We start from the raw sequence: 14,377 nt of genomic DNA, 5'->3' as shown, positions 1-14,377 counted from the left end.
TATGAACGAGATAACGCACAATCTGGCACAGGTTCAGCACAAAATCTTAGCGGCAACTGAACGCTGCGGCCGTGCTCCAGAAGAAGTTACGTTGCTTGCAGTAAGCAAAACAAAGCCTGCGAGCGCCCTCGCAGAAGCGATTGCAGCCGGGCAACGCGCTTTTGGTGAAAACTACGTGCAGGAAGGCGTGGATAAAATTCGTTACTTTGCCGATAACAGTGAAGCCACACTGGAATGGCACTTTATTGGTCCTTTGCAGTCCAACAAAAGCCGTCTGGTCGCTGAACATTTTGACTGGTGCCACACCGTCGACAGGTTACGCATTGCCACCCGTTTAAGCGAACAGCGCCCGGCTGAGTTACCAGCGCTTAATGTCCTGATTCAAATAAACATTAGTGATGAACAAAGCAAATCGGGTATTGCGCTCAGTGAGCTTGAAACACTTGCGGCTCACATCGCTGTACTACCGGGTTTGGTATTACGAGGTTTAATGGCGATCCCCGCCCCTGAGCCTGATTACGAGCATCAGTTAGCGGTTTGCCAGAAAATGGCTGCCGCTTTCGCCTCGCTCAAAAGCCGTTATGCAACGGTTGATACGTTGTCCCTGGGCATGACCGATGACATGGACGCCGCGATTGCCGCAGGCAGCACCATGGTGCGCATTGGAACCGCTATTTTCGGCGCACGGGATTACTCCGCGCGTTAATAACAAACATTATTGAGGAACGCCATGCTGACGTTGACTTTCCTGGTCAAAACACTGATTGAACTGTATGTGATGGTGCTATTAATTCGCATCTGGATGCAGTGGTCGCGTTGTGATTTTTACAATCCTTTTGCCCAGTTTATCGTCAAGATTACCCAACCGATTGTCGGGCCGTTGCGCCGGATAATCCCTTCGATTGGGCCGATTGACACCTCTTCACTGCTGGTGGCGTTTATTCTCACCACGCTGAAGTATCCTGTTCTGCTGCTGATTCAGGTGGGTGCATTGTCACTTGACCCAATGAACCTGCTGGTTGGCCTGTTATCGCTGCTCAAGTCCGCCGGTACGCTGGTGTTCTGGGTCATTATTGTTCGTTCGCTGATGAGTTGGATTAGCCAGGGCCGCAGCCCAGTTGAATACGTGCTGATGCAGTTAACTGAACCCATGATGGCACCGATTCGCCGTGTTATTCCGGCAATGGGTGGAATTGATTTCTCCGCGATGGTGGTGATTTTGATTCTGTATGCGCTGAATTACCTTGGCATGGATCTGTTCCCGGGGCTGTGGTATTTGCTGTGAGTGCAGTGAGTCAAACCGCAGACGGGCTGGTTTTACGGCTGTATATTCAGCCTAAAGCCAGCCGGGATAGCATTATTGGGTTGCATGGCGACGAGCTAAAAGTCGCCATCACCGCCCCCCCGATTGACGGCAAAGCCAACGCCCATCTGGTAAAATATTTGGCTAAACAGTTCCATGTTGCCAAAAGCCAGGTCGTGGTTGAAAAAGGCGAATTAGGCCGTCATAAGCAAGTTAAGATTATCGACCCGCAACAAATCCCGACGGAAGTCGCGGCATTGCTCGAATAATTACCTAATTTCACAGGATTATCTCACTATGCAAAAAGTTGTCCTCGCGACCGGTAACGCCGGTAAAGTGCGTGAACTTGCCGATTTACTGGGCGATTTTGGCCTGGATGTGGTGGCACAAACTGAATTAGGTGTGGAATCTGCCGAAGAAACCGGCCTGACGTTTATCGAAAACGCCATTTTGAAAGCCCGCCACGCAGCACGTGTGACCGGTTTGCCCGCCATCGCCGATGATTCGGGTCTGGCGGTAGATGTGTTGGGTGGCGCACCTGGAATTTACTCTGCACGCTACGCAGGCATTGATGCCAGCGACCAGCAGAATCTGGAAAAGCTGCTGACAACACTGAACGATGTACCTGACGAGCAACGTAAAGCGCGTTTCCACTGTGTGCTGGTGTATATGCGACATGCAGAAGACCCAACGCCATTAGTGTGTCATGGCAGTTGGGAAGGTCAAATCACCCGCGAAGCCGCAGGTGCTGGCGGCTTTGGCTACGACCCTATTTTCTTTGTCCCGAGTGAAGGCAAAACTGCAGCAGAACTCACTCGTGACGAAAAACGCGCCATTTCCCACCGTGGGCAAGCGCTAAAACTGTTACTGGAAGCAATGAAAAATGGCTAATTTGCCACCACTGAGTCTCTATATTCACATCCCGTGGTGCGTGCAGAAGTGCCCCTACTGTGACTTCAATTCTCATGCACTTAAAGGCGACGTTCCGCACGATGAGTATGTCGCCCACCTGTTGCGTGATCTGGATAACGACGCGCCACTGGCACAAGGACGTGAAATAAAGACCATCTTTATTGGTGGTGGCACGCCAAGCTTGCTTTCAAGCGAGGCGATGCAAAATCTGCTCGACGGCGTGCGGGCTCGCTTGCCGCTGGCAGCGGACGCAGAAATTACCATGGAAGCGAACCCTGGCACCGTTGAGGCCGACCGTTTTGTCGGTTATCAACGTGCGGGTGTGAACCGTATTTCTATTGGTGTGCAGAGTTTTAGTGAACAGAAACTGAAACGTCTGGGACGGATTCATGATTCCGGGGAAGCCAAACGTGCGGCAAATCTGGCAAGAGGATTAGGCTTACGCAGCTTCAACCTGGATCTGATGCACGGTTTGCCGGACCAGTCGCTGGAAGAAGCACTGGACGATTTGCGCCAGGCCATTGAGCTGAACCCACCACATCTTTCCTGGTATCAGCTGACGATTGAGCCGAATACGCTGTTTAGCTCTCGCCCACCAAAACTGCCTGACGACGACGCGTTGTGGGATATTTTCGAGCAAGGCGACAAATTACTGACGGCTGCGGGTTATCAGCAATACGAAACCTCGGCCTATGCAAAACCGGGTTACCAGTGTCAGCACAATCTGAACTACTGGCGCTTTGGCGATTATCTGGGAATTGGTTGCGGCGCACACGGCAAAGTCACATTCGAGGATGGGCGTATCTTGCGTACCGCGAAAACTCGCCATCCACGCGGGTATATGGAAGGTAAATACCTCGACAAGCAGCACGATGTTGAGCAAGCCGACAAACCATTTGAGTTCTTTATGAACCGCTTCCGTTTGCTGGAAGCCGCACCGCGTAACGAGTTTAGCCTGTATACCGGGTTAGATGAGTCGGTGATTCGTGCTCAGTTAGATGAAGCGATTGCGAAAAATTATTTGGTTGAGACCGAAGATTATTGGCAGATTACCGAGCACGGGAAGCTGTTTTTGAATTCGCTGTTAGAGCTGTTTTTGGCTGAATAATATACCCGTCATACTTCAAGTTGCGGATGCGTTGACTGCGCCCGCAACTCGAATTATTTAGGGTATATACATACGTAACTTAACAAACTCGCTTAAACATTCTTCACTCGGCTGGTCAAAATCAACGCCACTACCCCCAACCCGGCAATCAGCCAGTAAACTGAGTCGTGTCCAAAACTCTCCGCCAGCGCTCCTTGCAACACCCCAGCCAGAATCACGCCGGTCGAAATACTGTTGGTGAAAAGCGTGGTTGCCGAGCCCGGTCTGCCAGGCATTAAATCCTGAAACCACAACATGCCGATACCCGCGACAATGCCGATAAACACCGCATTAAACAGCTGAAGCAGCAGCAATGCTGTGCGGCTGTGGAACAGAATCAACCCGACGTAGAACAACACACCTGCGGCAACGGCAATCACCATCATCCGTCGCTTACCAAAACGTTTCACATAATAGCCCGCAAGGATCATGGCCGGGATCTCAAGCCCCGCAGCCGTCCCCATCAGCAGCCCCGCCAACGATTCCGGTAAACCTAAATCACTGCTGACCCACAACGGCATATCAATGATGTACATGGTGTTACAGGTCCACATCAGCATCGAAGCGATAAACAGCATACGGACGTTTTTATTTTTCCAACCGCTGACCTGCGTTAACACCACATCGGCAGGTTGCTCAATCCTTGCGACCGAGGGAAGCGCGAAGAAAATTAGCGCTAGCGAGATAACAAAAATCCCCGCTGCGATAAGAAACATAGTGGTAAAGCCGTAATTTAACGCCAACATAAAAGACAAAGGTGGGCCAATCACCCAGGCGAGTGAAAGCTGTGCGCGCATTATCGAACTGAACATCACCACTTCACGCGCGGAGTTATCTGCGTACTCGCGGGCAAGGGCGAAGATTTGCGGCATGGCGGTGTTGGCAATTGACGCAAACATGACGCCAACAGTGATTAACGTCAGGTAGTGGCGACTAAAAGCAAATAAAACGCAGTTTGCTACTGCCATCGCACAGCAAACCATAATCAGTTTTCGTCTGTCACCCCGGTTATCGGAACGCTTCGCCAGCATCAGGCTGACTAAAATACCGGCTATTGCATTAACGGTATAAAACAGCCCGACCCAGAATGGCCGCACTTGCACTTCGCGCGTCAAGAACAGGCTCAGCGTCGGCATCTGAAGTGCCCCTGCAATCCCCATCATAAAAGCCACTACCATAAATGCAGCGTACACAGGGTTGAGGCGTCGTCCTTTGGTTAAAAACCACAGCATGCAGAAATTCCTTTTGTTCGAGCACTCATTGGCTGTGAAAAACGTAAACTATACCCTAAATAATTGAAATTGCAGCCAACACCCCTGCAGCTTGAGGTATGACGGGTATAAAAAAGCCAGCAGTAACAATCTGCTGGCTCGGTGAAAAACACCAATTCTCAGTCACACATGAATCAACGAGTCAGTATTTCACGGTTGTGGAAGTGGTGACTTCCCACTGCATTAAGTCTTCGAGCATCCTCAGACGTTGCTCAGCTGTCAGGCGAGCCAGCCATCCAGCAGAAACACTTTGTGTTGCGGCAAAATACTGTTGATAAAACTTAATAACTGGCGACCGTTTCATATACACCCCAAATAATTCAAGTGGTGGGAAGGCGACAAGCACGTGAGTCCCCAGGAGCAAAGTTTTAACTATGTGACTGGGGTGAACACGAGCAGCCAACGCACCAACGACTTGAAGTATGACGGGGTGCACCTCCTCGCTTTCAACGTTGATGATTATTGGCGTAATATGGGGAAAGTTAAATTGATGAGTTTCTGTTGGGAGTTCCTCTTTTATGTCGAGTAGTCGTCTGCAACAACAATTCATTCGCCTGTGGCAAAACTTTGAAGGTAAACCGCAGGAAACGACGCTGAATGATTTGGCCGATCTGCTGAATTGCTCCCGTCGCCATATGCGGACGCTACTGAGTTCGATGCAGGAAAAGGGCTGGCTTTGCTGGAAAGCGGAGGTCGGGCGCGGTAAGCGTTCGCAGCTGGAATTTTTGTATACCGGCCTTGCGCTCCAGCAACAGCGTGCAGAAGATCTTCTAGAGCAGGACAAGATTGATCAACTGGTGCAGATCGTGGGTGATAAAGCGGCGGTACGCCAAATGCTGATCTCCCATCTTGGCCGAAGCTTCCGGCAAGGTCGGCATATTCTTCGGGTTCTCTACTACCGCCCGCTGTTAAATCTGTTGCCAGGTTCAGCTTTACGTCGTTCCGAAACCCATATTGCCCGGCAAATTTTCAGTGGGCTTATCCGTATAAATGAGGAAAATGGGGAACTGGAAGCGGATATCGCTCACCACTGGCAACAAATATCCCCATTACACTGGCGTTTTTATCTTCGCCCCGGTATTCATTTTCACCATGGCCGTGAGTTGGATATGCTGGATGTGACGACGTCCCTGCAACGCATCAGCACCTTGCCGCTGTATTCGCATATCACGGAAATTTCCTCGCCGACGGCCTGGACGTTGGATATCACGCTCTCGCAACCAGACAAGTGGCTGCCGTGGTTGCTGGGCAGCGTCAACGCGATGATCCTGCCGCGTGAATGGCAAACCTTAACCCATTTTGCCCGCCAACCGGTTGGCACCGGCCCGTATTCGGTGGTGCGCAATAACAACAGTCAGCTAAAAATCCAGGCATACGATGATTACTTCGGTTATCGCGCGTTGATTGACGAGGTGAATTTCTGGGTGCTACCGGAAATAGGCGAAGAAGTCAGTTGTGCGGTGCAATTATCGGGAATGCCAGACAGCGAGAAAGCCGTCGAAAGTCGCCTCGAAGAAGGCTGCTACTATATTTTGTTTGATAGCCGATCGAAATCAGGCAGCAATACAGAGGTGCGCCGCTGGTTGAGCCATATTCTGGCCCCGATTCATCTGCTTTACAGCGCAGGGGCACAAAATCAGCAATACTGGTTCCCAGCCTACGGTTTGCTTCCGCGCTGGCACCACGCGCGCCCGCAGCCAGCCCTCGAAAAGCCTGCTGGACTTGAGTCCGTGACGCTGACTTTTTATCGCGATCACGTTGAGCATCGGGTGATCAGTAAAGTGATGGAAGAACTGCTGGCACGCGTTGGCATTGAACTTGTGGTGCAAGAAGTCAGTTATGAAGAGTGGCACCAGGGCGACGTTGAAAGTGATATCTGGCTTAACAGTGCGAACTTCACTCTGCCGTTAGAGTTTTCACTTTACTCCCATCTTTATGAAGTCCCGCTGGTGCAAAAATGTCTCGCGATTGACTGGGAAACGGATACCAGCCATTGGCGTAAGGGTGAGCTTTCTCTACCGGAGTGGTGCCAGAGTCGCGTTGAAAATAATGACATTTTGCCATTAATCCACCATTGGTTGCGCATTGAAGGGCAGCGCAGTATGCGCGGTGTGAGAATGAACACATTGGGCTGGTTTGACTTTAAATCGGCATGGTTCGCACCGCCTGAACCAATACCCTAATGCAGGTAGACGGCAAGGGAGTGACAAATCGGCTTGGCCGATTTGAACAGCGCTTGCGCTGGCCCGAAGGGTGAGCCTCAGAGAGACTCATAATACCAGGAGCTTACTTGAGTAAGTGACTGGAGTGAAGGCGTGCATCCAACACCCCCTGCGGCTTGAAATATGACGGGTATAATACTTTCGAATTATTCACAAAGTTACTACAATGCACGCGTTCTCAACGGGGTGCTAAGACGAAAGTCTGGCTGAGATAATACCCGTCGAACCTGATCCGGATAACGCCGGCGAAGGGATTTGGGGCTCAATTCTCAAAGTCCTTTGCCACCCCTAATTCCAAGAGGTGCAAAGTGTTCAAAAAATTCCTGCCGTTACTGGCGCTGATTGCCGCCCCAGTTTTTGCCAAACCCCTGCTGACTGTTTATACCTACGACTCTTTTGCGGCCGACTGGGGCCCGGGTCCTGCGGTGAAAAAAGCCTTTGAAGCTGACTGCAATTGTGAGCTGAAATTTGTCGCACTCGAAGATGGTGTATCGCTGCTCAACCGGGTGCGAATGGAAGGAAAAAACAGTAAAGCCGATGTCGTTCTGGGGCTGGATAACAACTTGCTGGAAGCCGCTGCACAGACCAAATTGTTTGCGCCAAGCCAAACGGACATCCGTGCGTTGAAGATCCCTGGTGGCTGGACAAACGAGACTTTTGTCCCGTTCGATTATGGCTATTTCGCTTTCGTCTACGATAAAAACAAGCTGAAAAACCCGCCAAAAAGCCTGAAAGAACTGGTCGAAAGTGACCAAAAATGGAAAGTGATTTATCAGGATCCGCGCACCAGCACACCAGGCCTGGGTTTATTGCTGTGGATGCAGAAAGTGTATGGCAACAAAACACCAGAAGCCTGGGCGAAGCTTGCGAAGAAAACCGTCACTGTCACCAAAGGCTGGTCTGAAGCTTACGGCCTGTTCCTGAAAGGGGAAGGTGATTTGGTGATGAGCTACACCACTTCTCCGGCTTATCACATTATCGACGAGAAAAAAGATAACTACGCTGCGGCTAATTTTAGTGAAGGCCATTATTTGCAGGTTGAAGTTGCCGGGCGTTTGGCTTCAAGCAAACAGCCGGAACTGGCAGAAAAGTTCATGAAATTTATTACCTCACCCGATTTCCAAAATACTGTTGCTACGGGAAACTGGATGTATCCGGTGACCGACGTGAAATTGCCTGAAGGCTTTAACGGCCTGGTAAAACCGCAGAACACGCTGGAGTACAGCGCGCAAGAAGTCGCTGCACAACGCGCCACCTGGATTAGCGAATGGCAACGCGCCGTCAGCCGCTAATTCCCGGCTGGCTGATTCCAGGGCTATGTGCCGCCACACTTGTGGTGGTCGTAGCCCTGGCGGCTTTTATAGCGTTGTGGTTTAACGCGCCGCAAACGGATATCCACGCCCTGGTGCAGGATAGCTATTTGTGGCACGTACTGCGTTTCTCTTTCTGGCAGGCGTTTCTGTCTGCAGCACTTTCCGTTTTTCCGGCTATTTTTCTGGCTCGGGCGCTTTATCGCCGCCATTTCCCCGGGCGTCTTGCGCTATTACGTCTGTGTGCGATGACGCTGGTTTTACCTGTGCTGGTCGCTGTATTCGGTATTCTGACGGTTTACGGGCGCGAAGGCTGGCTGGCCACTCTTTGCGCACAACTGGGTATTGAATGGGCGTTTTCGCCGTACGGTTTAAAAGGCATTTTATTAGCCCATGTTTTTTTCAACTTGCCGATGGCAACACGCCTACTGCTTCAGGCGCTAGAAAATATCCCCAGTGAACAACGTCAGGTTGCCGCACAACTGGGGATGCAGGGCTGGAATTTCTTCCGCTTTGTGGAATGGCCCTGGCTACGCCGCCAAATTCTCCCAGCTGCGGCACTTATTTTTATGCTTTGTTTCGCAAGCTTTGCCACCGTACTTTCACTGGGCGGTGGGCCACAAGCGACCACCATCGAACTGGCTATCTTCCAGGCGCTCAGCTACGACTATGATCCCGCTCGTGCGGCCCTGCTCGCCATGGTGCAGATGGTCTGTTGTTTGGGTCTGGTGCTAATGAGTCAGCGGCTGAGCAAAGCGATTCCAGTGGGTAGCAGCCAACTGGAAGGCTGGCGTGACCCACAAGATTGTCTGCGCCGTAAACTGTGCGACGGGGGGCTAATCATCCTCGCACTTTTGTTGTTATTGCCGCCGTTGCTGGCGGTAATTATTGATGGCATCAATAGTGGCTTTAGCGCAGTGCTGTCACAACCGGCACTTTGGCAGGCTCTGTTGACTTCATTAAGAATTGCTGTGGGCGCAGGGCTTATCTGCGTGGTCATCACGGTGATGTTGCTGTGGAGTTCGCGAGAGTTGCGCCTGCGTAACCGCGCGTTTGCCGGGCAAGTATTGGAACTGAGCGGCATGTTGATTCTGGCGATGCCAGGCATCGTGCTGGCGACCGGCTTTTTCTTGCTGCTCAATAACACTGTCGGTTTACCGCAATCGTCTGATGGCATTGTGATTTTCACCAATGCGTTAATGGCGATTCCCTACGCGCTAAAAGTACTGGAAAACCCGATGCTGGATGTTGCGGAACGCTACAACAAGTTGTGCCAGTCGCTGAATATTAGTGGCGTAAACCGCCTGCGTTACATAGAGTTGCGCGCGCTCAAGCGCCCACTTGCACAGGCACTGGCGTTTGCTTGCGTGTTATCGATTGGTGATTTCGGTGTCGTGGCCCTGTTTGGCAATGAAGATTTCCGCACCCTGCCGTTTTATCTCTATCAACAAATTGGTTCATATCGCAGCCAGGATGGAGCCGTTACCGCGCTTATCCTGCTGATTCTGTGCTTTGCTTTATTCACATTGATTGAAAAACTTCCGGGACGCTATTCCCAAAATGATTCAGGTTGCAGGAAGGCGGAAAGTGAATGAAGCCTGGGAACATAGAAAACGATGTGACCGGGATGAATGAAAGCAGCCAACACACCTGCAACTTGAAGGATGAAGGGAATGCTAACACTAACTGATGTAACCTGGCTTTATCACCATTTGCCGATGCGTTTTTCGATGAAGATTAACGCCGGGGAACGTGTTGCGGTGCTGGGGCCTAGCGGGGCGGGGAAAAGTACGCTGCTCAGTTTGATTGCAGGTTTTCTGACCCCTGCCAGTGGGCAGATTATGCTGCATGGCGAGGAGCACACGCGAACGGCTCCTGCCCAACGCCCAGTGTCGATGCTCTTTCAGGAGAACAATCTTTTCAACCATCTGACTGTGCGGCAAAACATTGGTCTTGGTTTAAATCCGGGGCTTAAACTCAGTGCCGTTCAACAACAACGCCTGCTCACAATTGCCAGTCAAATGGCAATCGGTGAATTACTCGACCGGCTTCCGTCACAACTGTCAGGCGGCCAGCGTCAGCGTGTCGCCCTCGCTCGTTGCCTGGTGCGTGAACAGCCTATTTTGCTGCTTGATGAACCATTTTCGGCACTCGACCCGGCACTGCGCCAGGAAATGCTGCAACTGCTCGATAACCTATGTCATCAACAGCAACTCACGCTGCTGATGGTGTCACACAGTATTGAAGATGCGGTTAGAATTGCGCAACGAAGCCTTGTGGTGGTCGATGGCCGTATCGCCTGGGATGGCGACACGGCAACCTTATTGAGCGGAGAAGCCAGTGCGTCTGCACTGTTGGGGATTAGCGTCAGGAATTAAGCGCTGGCGTTAAGGACCTTCCACAAAATATCACGATAAATCGGCATTAACGGGTGCATCTGAATTGCCACGAAACTTCCCACAGCCAACACCGCCATAATGGGGGCTAACCAGTGCAAACGTGCGCGAGGCAAATACGGCGTTATGCGGTCGTGATTTGCATTGCCGCTGCGCCACCAACGCCAGCATAACCATGCCGCCAACCAGATAATCAACGCCACCAGCAGCAAGAGCCACTTAAAGCTGCTGCTCTGCATATCCGCAGGAATATCTATCGCGGCGCCGGCCAAAATCCCCGGCAAAAAATAGATAGGTGGCCAGAAAATACAGCCAATAATATTCGGGATGATAAATTTCGACACGGGTAGGTCTAACATGCCCGCCACCATTGGCACCAGTGGGCGTGTCGGGCCGACAAAGCGGCCAATCAAGATAGTCAACATGCTGTGCTGATGCATGGCATGTTCTGTTTTATCCAGTAGCGCTTTGTTCTTTTTCATAAACGACCAGCGATGCAGCGGCCCTTTGAAACGGCATCCCAGCCAGAACGAAATCCAGTCGCCAAGTAAGCAACCGACAATTCCCGCCCCCCAGGCATGATAAAAACCGACCTGACCACTACCAATCAGCGCACCGAGCCCCGCCATCATCACGGTGCCAGGAAGGATAAGCCCGACCAGCGCCAGTGATTCCAGGAAAGCCACCAACATCACCGCAAAAAGCGAATACATTACTGACTGAGTAATAAAGTGTTCCAGCAAAGCTTCCATAAAGCATCCGTCGAGTAACGAGTCGGCGATTCTCCTGAGTGTGGATTGAGGCGTCAAGACATGATTTGTATCACTCAAGTATACCCAAAGTTATTCGAGTTGCCTCGCGGCGGCAAGAGAGCGAGTAAACGCCGCCAACAAAGATGCAGCTTGCAGTACGAAGGGTATGATCATTCACATCCTGCACGAAACTCGCTTGGACTGGCACCCGTACATTTCTTAAATACACGTGAGAAATAAAGCTGGTCTTCAAAACCGACATTGCGACCTACGCTGGCAATCGGCATGCGGGTGGTGCTTAACAATAATTTGGCCTGAAGGATGCGCTGGTCTTCACGCCAACTCAAAACGCTGACGCCAAGCTGCTGGCGGAACAAATGCGACAAACGTGACGGCGACAAACAGACGTGCTGTGCGACGCTGGCGATATCAAAATGGTTATCGGCAAGATGGTCGCTGATGTACTGACAGGCATCGCGAACACGGTTATCGAGCGGAGGATTGAGCGAGGCATTCATGACTTCCATACGCCGTAACAACAGCTGCTCTAACAGATTGATGGCCAGGAGTTCGGCGTAACGCCCTTCTGCCTGCCCGGCGTCAATAATCTGGCCAAACAGTTGAGAAAAACTTTGCTGATGCGTGTCATCCGGGCGGAAAAACCCGGTGTGCGCGAAGATAGGATCCCAGTTTAACCACTCTTGCCAGTAAGCCCGTGGGCGGAAGTAAACCCATTGGTGGTACCACTCTTTACTGTCCGGAGAACGACCATAGTGATGCACTTCACCTGGCGGAAATAGCAGAATGTCGCCCGGGCGGCAGACGTAATTTTTCCCTTGGTTATTGATAACACCTTCACCACGCACCGTTAAATTCAGGATGTAACCTTTCATTCCCAATGGCCTGTCGATGAAAAAATCCAACGGCCCTTCAGCTTCAATCGGCGTTAATCCTGCGACTAAATGCGCGTTAAAAGAGTACCCCGGCAACAAGGGGTCATTTTGCATTTCAGGCATCATCAAGCTCGCTATTCAAATGGGATAACAGAAACAATTTGTCCATATCCGTGCTAATCCTTGCCAGAGCAGCACTGCCTGAACCGTAAACCGTCAGATTCTCATCATAAAGCCGCAATTTACCTGAACCTATGCTTTTTGCCTGGCAATTATTAGCTTTTGTGAAGATAACCAAAGTGTTTATAAAAGTAGCAGAAATGTCCACATCAATTATTTGCGGAGCGTCACACTTCTCAAAGGCACAGCACATTTCTCCATAACTACAGCGAATACGACCTGACTGTTTTTCTGCATAAAAACTAATGTCATTTTCATAGATAACCAGGTCAGGGAGTTTAAAAATGTCGATCGCGCTGGGCCTCGATTTTGGTAGTGATTCTGTTCGTGCGCTGGCTGTAGATTGCGAAAATGGAGCAGAACTTGCGACTAGCGTGGAGTGGTATCCCCGCTGGCAGGAAAATCGCTACTGCGACGCCGCTAACAATCAGTTTCGCCACCATCCTCGGGACTACATTGAATCCATGGAACGAGCGGTAAAAACCGTTCTCGCCGAACTGACAGCCGAACAACGCGCCCGAGTGTGTGGCATTGGCGTTGACAGCACCGGCTCAACACCCGCTCCCATTGATGCCGAAGGCAATGTGTTGGCACTAAAGCCAGAGTTTGCCGACAACCCCAACGCCATGTTTGTTCTGTGGAAAGATCATACCGCGGTTGAAGAAGCTGAAGCGATTACCCGCTTGTGCCATCAGCCCGGGAACAATGACTATTCCCGTTACATTGGCGGTATTTATTCTAGCGAATGGTTCTGGGCGAAAATTCTGCATGTGACTCGCGCTGACGTAAAAGTGGCTGAGGCTGCAGTGTCGTGGATTGAGCTATGTGACTGGGTCCCAGCACTGCTTTCCGGCACCACTCGCCCGCAAGATATTCGCCGTGGCCGCTGTAGCGCCGGGCATAAATCTCTGTGGCATGAAAGCTGGGGTGGCCTGCCGCCAGCCAGTTTCTTTGACGAATTAGATCCAGTTCTCAACCAGAATCTGGCTTACCCGATGTTTACCGAAACCTGGACTGCGGATATTCCGGTAGGCAATCTTTCCGCCGAATGGTCTGAGCGTCTTGGTCTGCCACAAAACGTAGTGATTTCCGGTGGTGCGTTTGACTGCCATATGGGTGCAGTTGGTGCTGGGGCGCAACCGAACACGCTGGTGAAAGTCATCGGCACCTCCACCTGTGACATTTTAATTGCCGACAAACAGACCGTCGGCGAGCGTGCCGTGAAAGGGATTTGTGGGCAAGTCGACGGCAGCGTGGTACCCGATTTTATCGGCCTCGAAGCCGGGCAGTCTGCGTTTGGCGATATCTACGCCTGGTTTGGACGCGTACTGGGCTGGCCGCTGGAACAACTGGCGCAACAGCATCCTGAATTGCGCGAACAGATTAATGCCAGCAAGAAACAACTGCTCCCCGCGCTGACGGAGGCCTGGGCGAAAAACCCGTCTCTGGAACATCTGCCGGTGGTGCTCGACTGGTTTAATGGCCGCCGTACCCCGAATGCTAATCAGCGGCTGAAAGGCGTGATTACGGATTTGAATCTGGCAACCGATGCGCCTGCGCTGTTCGGTGGGTTAATTGCCGCCACGGCTTTTGGTGCCCGCGCGATTATGGAGTGCTTTACCGAACAAGGGATCCCAGTCACCAACGTCATGGCGCTTGGCGGGATCGCCCGTAAATCACCCGTGATCATGCAGGTATGTTGTGACGTGCTCAATCGCCCATTACAGATAGTCGCCTCGGATCAGTGTTGCGCCTTAGGTGCTGCCATTTTTGCCGCCGTAGCTGCCGGAAAACATGCTGATATTTCCAAAGCGCAGCAGGCGATGGCCAGCCAAATAGAAAACACGTTGCAGCCTATCCCTCAACGCGCCGAGCGCTTTGAACAACTTTACCGTCGTTATCAGCATTGGGCTGTTAGCGCAGAACAACATTATCTCCCTTCTGCCCCCGCTGCGGTGACTTCTGCAGCCCAGGCCACCGTGACCCATTAA

Annotated in this window: 14 protein-coding genes and 1 riboswitch; of the genes, 10 read left to right on the top strand and 4 right to left on the bottom strand. The window is 51.5% G+C overall.

The genetic code is table 11. The features are described from left to right. The first annotated feature begins 1 nt into the window (after position 1). Genes VJY99_RS11755 through hemW form a run of 5 tightly spaced genes read left to right on the top strand, consistent with a single transcriptional unit; the run spans position 2 to position 3,323 of the window. Positions 2-706, top strand: a complete 705-nt coding sequence (locus VJY99_RS11755; protein WP_324118650.1) for a YggS family pyridoxal phosphate-dependent enzyme — start codon at positions 2-4, stop codon at positions 704-706. A 24-nt stretch (positions 707-730) separates the two neighbouring features. Beyond that, a complete protein-coding gene (locus VJY99_RS11750; RefSeq protein ID WP_324118620.1) occupies positions 731-1,285 on the top strand; it encodes a YggT family protein in 555 nt (184 codons plus the stop codon). Next, positions 1,282-1,572, top strand: coding sequence for a DUF167 family protein YggU (gene yggU / locus VJY99_RS11745; protein WP_324118618.1), 291 nt, complete (start codon positions 1,282-1,284; stop codon positions 1,570-1,572). Before VJY99_RS11750 ends, yggU begins: the two co-directional genes overlap by 4 nt. A 28-nt stretch (positions 1,573-1,600) precedes the next feature. Continuing rightward, complete coding sequence (locus tag VJY99_RS11740) at positions 1,601-2,194, top strand: XTP/dITP diphosphatase (RefSeq protein WP_324118616.1); 594 nt, start codon at positions 1,601-1,603, stop codon at positions 2,192-2,194. Next, entirely contained in the window at positions 2,187-3,323 is a 1,137-nt protein-coding gene (gene hemW / locus VJY99_RS11735; protein WP_324118614.1) for a radical SAM family heme chaperone HemW, read from the top strand. Before VJY99_RS11740 ends, hemW begins: the two co-directional genes overlap by 8 nt. 92 nt (positions 3,324-3,415) lie before the next feature. On the opposite strand, the gene VJY99_RS11730 is transcribed toward hemW, so the two are convergent. Then, positions 3,416-4,594: a sugar efflux transporter gene (locus tag VJY99_RS11730; protein WP_324118612.1), complete on the bottom strand. Its 1,179-nt coding sequence runs from the start codon at positions 4,592-4,594 to the stop codon at positions 3,416-3,418. Positions 4,595-4,775: 181 nt separating this feature from the next. Then, on the bottom strand, positions 4,776-4,937 hold the full coding sequence (gene sgrT / locus VJY99_RS11725) for a glucose uptake inhibitor SgrT (RefSeq protein WP_324118610.1): 162 nt from the start codon (positions 4,935-4,937) through the stop codon (positions 4,776-4,778). Positions 4,938-5,151: 214 nt separating this feature from the next. Between sgrT and sgrR the strand changes: the two genes are divergently transcribed. The 4 genes from sgrR (at position 5,152) to thiQ (ending at position 10,543) form a co-directional block, all read left to right on the top strand. Continuing rightward, positions 5,152-6,816 carry an HTH-type transcriptional regulator SgrR gene (gene sgrR, locus VJY99_RS11720; protein WP_324118609.1) on the top strand — a complete coding sequence of 555 codons (1,665 nt, stop codon included), beginning with the start codon at positions 5,152-5,154 and terminating at the stop codon, positions 6,814-6,816. Between the two features lie 211 nt (positions 6,817-7,027). Beyond that, positions 7,028-7,127: riboswitch (TPP riboswitch) on the top strand. A 36-nt stretch (positions 7,128-7,163) separates the two neighbouring features. Next, positions 7,164-8,147, top strand: coding sequence for a thiamine ABC transporter substrate binding subunit (thiB, locus tag VJY99_RS11715; RefSeq protein WP_324118607.1), 984 nt, complete (start codon positions 7,164-7,166; stop codon positions 8,145-8,147). After that, on the top strand, positions 8,123-9,760 hold the full coding sequence (thiP, locus tag VJY99_RS11710; protein WP_324118605.1) for a thiamine/thiamine pyrophosphate ABC transporter permease ThiP: 1,638 nt from the start codon (positions 8,123-8,125) through the stop codon (positions 9,758-9,760). The genes thiB and thiP overlap by 25 nt, the downstream gene beginning before the upstream one ends. Positions 9,761-9,838: 78 nt before the next feature. Then, entirely contained in the window at positions 9,839-10,543 is a 705-nt protein-coding gene (thiQ, locus tag VJY99_RS11705; protein WP_324118603.1) for a thiamine ABC transporter ATP-binding protein ThiQ, read from the top strand. On the opposite strand, the gene VJY99_RS11700 is transcribed toward thiQ, so the two are convergent. Together VJY99_RS11700 and araC are read right to left on the bottom strand one after the other, a co-directional pair. Further along, positions 10,540-11,313, bottom strand: coding sequence for a DedA family protein (locus VJY99_RS11700; RefSeq protein ID WP_324118601.1), 774 nt, complete (start codon positions 11,311-11,313; stop codon positions 10,540-10,542). The two genes, thiQ and VJY99_RS11700, sit on opposite strands and share 4 nt — an antisense overlap. 170 nt (positions 11,314-11,483) lie before the next feature. After that, a complete protein-coding gene (araC, locus tag VJY99_RS11695) occupies positions 11,484-12,329 on the bottom strand; it encodes an arabinose operon transcriptional regulator AraC (RefSeq protein ID WP_324118598.1) in 846 nt (281 codons plus the stop codon). Positions 12,330-12,670: 341 nt separating this feature from the next. On the opposite strand from araC, the gene araB reads away from it, so the two are divergent. Further along, positions 12,671-14,377 (top strand): ribulokinase, encoded by a 1,707-nt coding sequence (araB, locus tag VJY99_RS11690; protein WP_324118596.1) that lies wholly within the window; start codon positions 12,671-12,673, stop codon positions 14,375-14,377.

Origin of the sequence: Buttiauxella sp., from assembly GCF_035271705.1 — a bacterium.
Classification (GTDB): Bacteria; Pseudomonadota; Gammaproteobacteria; order Enterobacterales; family Enterobacteriaceae; genus Buttiauxella.
The sequence above is the reverse complement of the archived record's forward strand: the minus strand, read 5'-3'. Positions and strand labels throughout refer to the sequence as shown.

Excerpts from the sequence above, each read along its gene's own strand:
- sgrR (WP_324118609.1), top strand. The coding sequence starts at position 5,152 with ATGTCGAGTAGTCGTCTGCAACAACAATTCATTCGCCTGTGGCAAAAC.
- sgrT (WP_324118610.1), bottom strand. The coding sequence starts at position 4,937 with ATGAAACGGTCGCCAGTTATTAAGTTTTATCAACAGTATTTTGCCGCA.
- araC (WP_324118598.1), bottom strand. The coding sequence starts at position 12,329 with ATGCCTGAAATGCAAAATGACCCCTTGTTGCCGGGGTACTCTTTTAAC.
- VJY99_RS11700 (WP_324118601.1), bottom strand. The coding sequence starts at position 11,313 with ATGGAAGCTTTGCTGGAACACTTTATTACTCAGTCAGTAATGTATTCG.
- VJY99_RS11740 (WP_324118616.1), top strand. The coding sequence starts at position 1,601 with ATGCAAAAAGTTGTCCTCGCGACCGGTAACGCCGGTAAAGTGCGTGAA.
- araB (WP_324118596.1), top strand. The coding sequence starts at position 12,671 with ATGTCGATCGCGCTGGGCCTCGATTTTGGTAGTGATTCTGTTCGTGCG.
- hemW (WP_324118614.1), top strand. The coding sequence starts at position 2,187 with ATGGCTAATTTGCCACCACTGAGTCTCTATATTCACATCCCGTGGTGC.
- thiP (WP_324118605.1), top strand. The coding sequence starts at position 8,123 with ATGGCAACGCGCCGTCAGCCGCTAATTCCCGGCTGGCTGATTCCAGGG.
- VJY99_RS11755 (WP_324118650.1), top strand. The coding sequence starts at position 2 with ATGAACGAGATAACGCACAATCTGGCACAGGTTCAGCACAAAATCTTA.
- VJY99_RS11750 (WP_324118620.1), top strand. The coding sequence starts at position 731 with ATGCTGACGTTGACTTTCCTGGTCAAAACACTGATTGAACTGTATGTG.
- VJY99_RS11730 (WP_324118612.1), bottom strand. The coding sequence starts at position 4,594 with ATGCTGTGGTTTTTAACCAAAGGACGACGCCTCAACCCTGTGTACGCT.
- thiQ (WP_324118603.1), top strand. The coding sequence starts at position 9,839 with ATGCTAACACTAACTGATGTAACCTGGCTTTATCACCATTTGCCGATG.